This is a genomic window from Micromonospora sp. D75 (genome assembly GCF_018070405.1).
Lineage (GTDB): Bacteria > Actinomycetota > Actinomycetes > Mycobacteriales > Micromonosporaceae > Micromonospora > Micromonospora chalcea.
This window is the reverse complement of sequence record NZ_JAGPXV010000325.1, coordinates 1-6,603: the sequence shown is the minus strand read 5'-3', so window position 1 is coordinate 6,603 and position 6,603 is coordinate 1. Positions and strand designations below refer to the sequence as shown.

The window sequence follows — 6,603 nt, the reverse complement described above, 5'->3', positions numbered from 1 at the left end:
CGGAACGGGGGGGTGTGACGTTGTGGGGCGGGCGGGCCGGCCGAGGATGAGCCCGGACGCCGACGACGAGCAGGTGACCGGGTGGGCCCGGAGCGCCGCCCGTGGTGACCGGCTGGCCGCTGCCGCGTTCGTCCGTGCCCTCCAGGCGCCGGTGTGGCGGTTCCTCGCCCACCTGGCCGGGCCGGCCGAGGCCGACGACCTGGCCCAGGAGACGTTCCTGCGCGCGCTGCGCAGCCTGCCCGGCTTCGCGGGCCGGTCGTCGGCGCGTACCTGGGTCTTCACCATCGCCCGCCGGGTCGCGGTGGACCACGTGCGGGCGGCGACCGCGCGGCCCCGGACGGCCGCGCTGGCGGACTGGCAGGCCGCCGCCGAGGCGGCCGGGGCGGTGACCCGCGGCGGGGACGACGGGGTGGTGTTGCGCGGGCTCATCGCGGCGCTCGCCCCGGACCGCCGGGAGGCGTTCGTGGCCACCCAGGTGCTGGGCCTGTCCTACGCCGAGGCCGCCGAGGTGTGCGGCTGCCCGGTCGGCACGATCCGGTCACGGGTCGCCCGCGCCCGGGAGGACCTGGCCGCCGCCTGGTCCGGCGACGTCCGTGACCGCCGGGCCCGCTGACACCCGCGGGCCCCGGCCGTCCGGCGGTTCAGGCCGCGCGCCGGTTGCGGGCCTGTGCGGGGTACGGGCCCGGCTGCACCAGCCGCAGCGGCGCCGGCGCGGCCGGTTCCTCGGTGCGCAGCGCCCACCGCGATCCGCTCGACCGGCCCCGCCCGGGCGGCGTGTCGCCGGGGCGCCAGCCCGGCCGGGACAGCACCAGCATCACGGCCCAGCCGACCAGCAGGAAGCCGTGGCTGACCAGCCGGGTCATCGCGACCTGACCGGTGATCAGGTCGTTCACCGACAGCAGCACCAGCGTGGCGACGAACGCGCTGAGCATCGGCAGCAGGCCGGACGGCGTGGTCCGGCGTGCCGCCACGTAGAGGAACCCGGCGCCGACTGCTACGTTCCACGCCGCCGACTCGTGCCACAGGTGCTGGCCGGAGGTGTGGGCGTGCGCGACCCCCGCCTCCCGGCCGCTCTGGGCCAGGCCGAGTACGAGCTGCACCGCGCCGAGCAGCCCGAGCGCCCCGCGCAGTCCGAGCGCGATCCGCTGGCGGCGGCTCGGCCGGGGCGGCGGCGCGGCGGCGAGCACCGCGTCGACCAGGTCGGGTACGCGCGGGGCGAGCTGCGTACGGGCCCGCCGGGTGACCGCCGCGGCCGAGTCGAACCAGCCCCGGCAGCCGGCGCAGCCGGTCAGGTGCGCCTCGGCCGCCTCGATCTCCGAGCTGGACGCCTCACCGTCCAGCTGTGCCGACAGGATTTCCCGCCACTGCTCACACGCCATACAAGGATAGTCGTCCGGACCGGCGCGCTGGTTCCCGGCGGGGTGCCGGTCACGCCGCCGCGGCCGCTGACCGTTCCGCCCACGCGTGCAGCGCGTCCCGGTCGCCCGCCGAGTCCAGGTTCAGCGCAGCCTCGATCAGTGCCAGATGGGTGAACGCTTGCGGGAAGTTGCCCAGCGCCGTGCCGTCGGGCGCGCGTTCCTCCGGATGCAGGCCGAGCGGCCCGGCCCGGCCGGCCAGCCGGTCGAAGATGTCCCGCGCCTCGCCGTGCCGGCCGGCCAGTACCAGCGCCGAGACCAGCTCGAAGGAGCAGAGCAGGAACGCCCCCTCGGTGCCGGGCAGCCCGTCGTCGGCCCGGTAGCGCCGGATCAGGTCGGGTGCGACGGCGAGGTCGGCGCGGATCCGTTCGACGGTGGCGACCACCCGGGCGTCGTCGCCGGGCAGGAACCCGACGAGCGGCATCCGCAGCAGCGAGGCGTCCGGCTCGGTCCCGCCGTACGCCATGACGAAACTGCCGGCGCGCTCGTCGTACCCGCGGTCGAGCACCTCGGCGTGCAGCGCGTCACGTTCCCGGCGCCACCGGTCCACCGGCGCGGCGCCGTCGCCGAGCAGCCCGGCGAGGCGGATGCCCCGGTCCAGGCAGACCCAGGTCATCACCTTCGAGTAGACGTAGTGCCGGCACGGGCCGCGGATCTCCCACACCCCGTGGTCCGGTTCCCGCCAGCGCTCCGCCATGGTCTCGACGTGCCGCCGCAGCAGCGCCCACTGCGGGCCGGTCAGCTCGCCGGTGAGCAGCTGGTAGGCAAGCGCCGCGTCGAGGATGTGCCCGTACGTGTCGAACTGGATCTGGTTCGCCGCCTCGTTGCCGACCCGCACCGGCGCCGAGCCGGCGTAGCCGGACAGGTGCGGCAGCTCACGCTCCTCGGTGGCGTGGCCGTGGATGCCGACGAGCGGCGCGAGCGGATGCTGCCGCGCGCAGATGCCGAGCAGGAACCGCAGATAGCGGCGGCCCTCCTCGGCGTGGCCCAGGCGGAACAGCGCGAGCAGCAGCAGCGCCGCGTCCCGGTGCCAGGTGAAGCGGTAGTCCCAGTTGCGGACCCCGCCGATCTCCTCGGGCAGCGATGTGGTCGGGGCGGCCAGCAGCGCGCCGGTCTCGTCGTAGGACAGGCCGCGCAGCACCAGGGCGCTGTGCCGGACCGCGCCGGCCGCGAAGCCCGTGTAGTCGCCGCGCGCCGACCACGCCCGCCAGCTGTCGGCGGTCCGCTCGGTCAGCTCCTCGGCGTCGGCGAGGGCGGGCACCGGGTCGGCGTACCCGAGAAGCAGCGTCGCGTCCTGCCCGGCGCGCAGCTCCGCCTCGGCGACGAGCGTGCCGTCCTCGACGGTGACCGGCAGGTCGGTGCGCAGCCGCAGCGGCGTGCCGTCGGCGTGCCAGCCGTTACCGTCGCGCCGCCAGCGCACCGGGCGTGCCCCGTACCCGGGCCGGGGCGTCAGCTCGGCGCGGACCCGCAGCACACCGTCGGTGATTCGCAGCCGGCGCACCAGCGCCCGCTCGGCGTGGATCGGCCGGTCGGCGGCGCCGGGCCGGACCGCGAGCAGGTCCTCGCCGGCCGCCGCGCCGGACGGGGCGGCCCAGTCGTTCTCCAGCACCAGCGTGTCCGGCCGGTAGCGGCGCCGCGGCGCCGGGCAGCCGGCGACGGTGAGCGTGAACCGGCCGCCGGTGTCCCGGTCGAGCAGCCGGGCCGCGACCGCGTCGCCCGCCGCGTCCGGTACGCAGAACCACTCGACCGCCCCGTCCGGTGCGACGAGCGCCGTGGTGTGCGTGTCGGACAGGAACGCGTACGCGTCGATCGGCGGGAACGACAGCGGCGGCTCGGACACGGCGGTGACTACCCGGCGCGGGCACGGGTAAGCGGGCCGGGGAGGGGCCGCTGTGACACGCGAGTTCGTGAACTGGTCCGGCAGTCTCCGCTTTACACCGGCGGACCGGGCCGAGCCGGCCGACGAGGCCGAGGTGTGCGACCTGGTGCGCCGTGCCCGGGCCACGCGCGCGACCGTCCGGCCGGTCGGCTCGGGGCACTCGTCCAGCCCGCTGGTGCGTACCGACGGGATCCTGCTGAGCCTGGACCGGATGGCCGGGGTGATCTCCGACGACGGGCGGGTCGCGACCGCGTGGGCCGGCACGAAGCTGCGGGCGCTGGGCGAAGGGCTCTACGACGCCGGGCTGGCCATGGACAACCTGGGCGACGTCGACTACCAGTCGATCGCTGGGGCGACCGCCACCGGCACCCACGGCACCGGCATCGGATTTGGGAACCTGAGCACCCAGGTCACCGGCGTGCGCCTGGTCACCGGCACCGGCGACGTGCTGGACGTCGACGCGCGGCGCAACCCGGAGCTGCTGCCGGCGGTGCGCCTCTCCCTCGGCGCGCTCGGCGTGGTCACCCAGGTCACGCTCGACGTGCAGCCGACCTACCAACTGCACCGCCGCTCCTGGTGCGCGCACCTGGACTGGACCCTGGACCACCTCGCCGTGCTGCAGCACACCAACCGCAACATGGACTTCTACTGGTACCCGCGCAGCGACCAGACGCAGATCCGGGTGATCAACCGCACCGACACGGACGCCGCGCCGGACCGGGCACAGCCCCGGCTGCCGGACGGCGAGCCGCGGCAGAGCCAGGTCGGGCCCACCCACCGCACCATTCCCCGGCACCGGGAGCTGCGCTTCGAGGAGATCGAGTACATGCTGCCGTCGGAGGCGTTCCCGGCCTGCTTCGCCGAGGTGCGCCGCCGGGTGCGCGACCGGCACCGCCGGGTGGCCGCCTGGCGGGTCCTGGTCCGCACCATCGCCGCCGACGACATCTGGCTCAGCAACGCCTACGGCCGCCCCACCACCACGATCGCCTGCCTGCAGAACACCTCGCTGCCGTACGACGAGTACTTCCGGGACATGGAGGCGGTGTTCCGGCACTACGGCGGACGCCCGCACTGGGGCAAGAAGCACTGGCTCGGCGCGCGGGAGCTGCGTCCCCTCTATCCCCGCTGGGACGACTTCCAGGCGGTGCGCCGCCGGCTCGACCCGGACGGGGTGTTCCTCACCCCGGACCTGGCCCGGCTGCTGGAGGAGTCGTGAGCGCGCCGGTCGGCGCCCGGGTCTGGGTGGTGCCGGGCGGGCACGTGCCGTTCCCCGCGCACGGCCCGGAACCGGCGTTCACCGCCTTCGACCAGCTCTGCGTGCTCAACGCCGCCGACGAGGACGCCGAGCTGGAGCTGGACTTCTACTACCAGGACGTCGAACCGGTCGGACCGTACCGGCTACTGGTCGGCGCCCGCCGGATCCGGCACGTACGGGTGAACGACCTGATCGACCCGGAGGCGGTGCGACTGGACCGCCCGTACGGCTGCGTGCTGCGTTCCCCGGTCCCGGTGGTGGTGCAGTTCCTGCGCCAGGACACCCGGCTGCCCGGCGTGGTGGCGCTGACCGGCACGATGGCGTACCCCGGGTGAGGTTCGGGCGGGCGACCGCGGGTACCCGGCCGCATGCGGGATGCCGTCGACCGGGTACGCGACGCCGGGCGGTCCAGCCGCCGGCGACTGGGCACGTACTTCATCGTGGCGGTCCAGGCCGGCCTCGCGGCCACGCTGGCCTGGACGGTGGCCCGCGAGGTGCTCGGCAACCCCGACCCGACGTTCGCGCCGGCCGCGGCGGTCAGCGTCATCGCCGCCTCGCTCGGCAACCGCACCCGGCGGACCGTGGAGCTGGTGGTCGGGGTGGTCCTCGGCATCGTCGTCGGTGACCTGCTGGTGCATCTGTTCGGCACCGGGCCGTGGCAGACCGGCGTGATCGTGTTCCTGGCGGTCTCCGCGGCGGTGCTCGTACGCGGTACCGGCGCGCTCGTCACCCAGGCCGGCGGTACGGCGGTGCTGGTCGCCACGCTGACCCCGGTGTCGCCCGACCTGGAGCTGCCCCGGACCCTCAACGCGCTCGTCGGCGGCGCCGTCGGCCTGCTCGTGGTGCTGGTGATCGCGCCGCTGAACCCGCTGCGCGCGGTCCGCCGCGTGGCAGACCCGGCGCTCGACACGTTCGCCAGTCAGATGACCGCGTCGGCGGAGGCGCTTGCACACGCCGACGTGCGCGCGGCCGACGAGGTGCTGGCCCGGATGCGCGCCGCCGAGACGGAACTGGACCGGATCGACGAGATGGTCGGCGCCGCCGACGAGGTGGTCCGGTTCTCCCCGGTGCGCTGGCGGCGACGACGCGCCCTGGCCGCGTATCGGCACGGCGCCGAGCACCTGGACCGGGCGTTCCGCAACAGCCGGGGCATGGTGCGCCGCATCGGCACCGCGTTACGGGACCGGGAGCCGGTGCCGCCGCACCTGCCCGCCGCGCTGGAGCACTTCAGCGAGGCGATCCGGCTGCTGCACCGGGCGTTCCTGGCCGCCGAGGAGCCGGCCGCCGCCCGGGAGCGGGTGCTGCGCGCGGTCCGCGACGCGGGCGAGGCGTGCCGGCAGGAGATCGGCTTCTCCGGCACCATCGTGGTCTCGCAGTTGCGGACCGTCGCCAACGACCTGCTGCGTGCCACAGGCGTGCCGGCGGACGAGGCCCGCCGTCAGGTCCGCCGCGCGGCAGCGGCCCGCTGAGAGGGCCGCTCACGCCTCGGTCAGCAGGGTCTTCTGCACCTTGCCCATCGCGTTGCGGGGCAGCGCGCCGACCAGCCGTACCTGCCGGGGGCGCTTGTGCGCGGACAGGTGCCGCGCCACGAAGTCGATCAGCTCGGCCTCGGCCACGCCGTCGCCGACCACGTACGCGGTCACCTGCTGCCCCAGGTCGGGGTGGGGCGTGCCGACCACCGCCGCCTCCCGCACACCCGGGTGGGCCAGCAGCGCGTCCTCCACCTCGCCGGCCCCGATCCGGTACCCGCCGCTTTTGATCAGGTCGGTGGCGGCCCGGCCGACGATGCGGTGGACGCCGTCCGGGTCGACCGTGGCGACGTCGCCGGTGCGGAACCAGCCGTCGGCGGTGCGGGTGGCCGCGTCGGCGTCCGGCCGGTTCAGGTAACCGTCGAACAGCGTGCCGCCGCGTACCTGCAGCTCACCCATGGCCGCGCCGTCCGCCGGCAGCGGGTCGCCGTGCTCGTCCCGCACCCGCGTGTGCACGCCGGGCAGCGGCACACCCACGGTGCCGGGCCGCCGGGGAACGTCCGCGCGGGCGCTCACCGTCACGAG

7 protein-coding genes are annotated in these 6,603 nt (G+C 75.8%); 4 read left to right on the top strand and 3 right to left on the bottom strand.

What is annotated here, in order from left to right; all coding sequences use genetic code 11:
• Window positions 1-46: 46 nt before the first annotated feature.
• A complete protein-coding gene (locus tag KBX39_RS19280; RefSeq protein ID WP_043324268.1) occupies window positions 47-613 on the top strand; it encodes a sigma-70 family RNA polymerase sigma factor in 567 nt (188 codons plus the stop codon).
• 28 nt (window positions 614-641) lie between these two features.
• On the opposite strand, the gene KBX39_RS19275 is transcribed toward KBX39_RS19280, so the two are convergent.
• A complete protein-coding gene (locus tag KBX39_RS19275; protein WP_210871834.1) occupies window positions 642-1,379 on the bottom strand; it encodes a zf-HC2 domain-containing protein in 738 nt (245 codons plus the stop codon).
• Between the two features lie 49 nt (window positions 1,380-1,428).
• Window positions 1,429-3,255 carry a glycoside hydrolase family 15 protein gene (locus KBX39_RS19270; RefSeq protein ID WP_197494852.1) on the bottom strand — a complete coding sequence of 609 codons (1,827 nt, stop codon included), beginning with the start codon at window positions 3,253-3,255 and terminating at the stop codon, window positions 1,429-1,431.
• Window positions 3,256-3,307: 52 nt separating this feature from the next.
• On the opposite strand from KBX39_RS19270, the gene KBX39_RS34085 reads away from it, so the two are divergent.
• The 3 genes from KBX39_RS34085 to KBX39_RS19255 are packed head-to-tail and all read left to right on the top strand — an operon-like array spanning window position 3,308 to window position 6,018.
• Window positions 3,308-4,510 (top strand): D-arabinono-1,4-lactone oxidase, encoded by a 1,203-nt coding sequence (locus KBX39_RS34085; protein ID WP_030502307.1) that lies wholly within the window; start codon window positions 3,308-3,310, stop codon window positions 4,508-4,510.
• Complete coding sequence (locus KBX39_RS19260) at window positions 4,507-4,884, top strand: sensory rhodopsin transducer (RefSeq protein ID WP_030502308.1); 378 nt, start codon at window positions 4,507-4,509, stop codon at window positions 4,882-4,884. The genes KBX39_RS34085 and KBX39_RS19260 overlap by 4 nt, the downstream gene beginning before the upstream one ends.
• A gap of 33 nt (window positions 4,885-4,917) precedes the next feature.
• Window positions 4,918-6,018 carry an aromatic acid exporter family protein gene (locus tag KBX39_RS19255; protein ID WP_030502309.1) on the top strand — a complete coding sequence of 367 codons (1,101 nt, stop codon included), beginning with the start codon at window positions 4,918-4,920 and terminating at the stop codon, window positions 6,016-6,018.
• 9 nt (window positions 6,019-6,027) lie between these two features.
• On the opposite strand, the gene KBX39_RS19250 is transcribed toward KBX39_RS19255, so the two are convergent.
• On the bottom strand, window positions 6,028-6,603 hold a 576-nt coding region (locus KBX39_RS19250; protein ID WP_210871832.1), incomplete at its 5' end, for an AMP-binding protein.

What these genes read in the sequence shown, in the direction of transcription:
- KBX39_RS19275 (WP_210871834.1), bottom strand. Translation starts at nt 1,379, where the DNA reads ATGGCGTGTGAGCAGTGGCGGGAAATCCTGTCGGCACAGCTGGACGGT.
- KBX39_RS19255 (WP_030502309.1), top strand. Translation starts at nt 4,918, where the DNA reads ATGCGGGATGCCGTCGACCGGGTACGCGACGCCGGGCGGTCCAGCCGC.
- KBX39_RS19280 (WP_043324268.1), top strand. Translation starts at nt 47, where the DNA reads ATGAGCCCGGACGCCGACGACGAGCAGGTGACCGGGTGGGCCCGGAGC.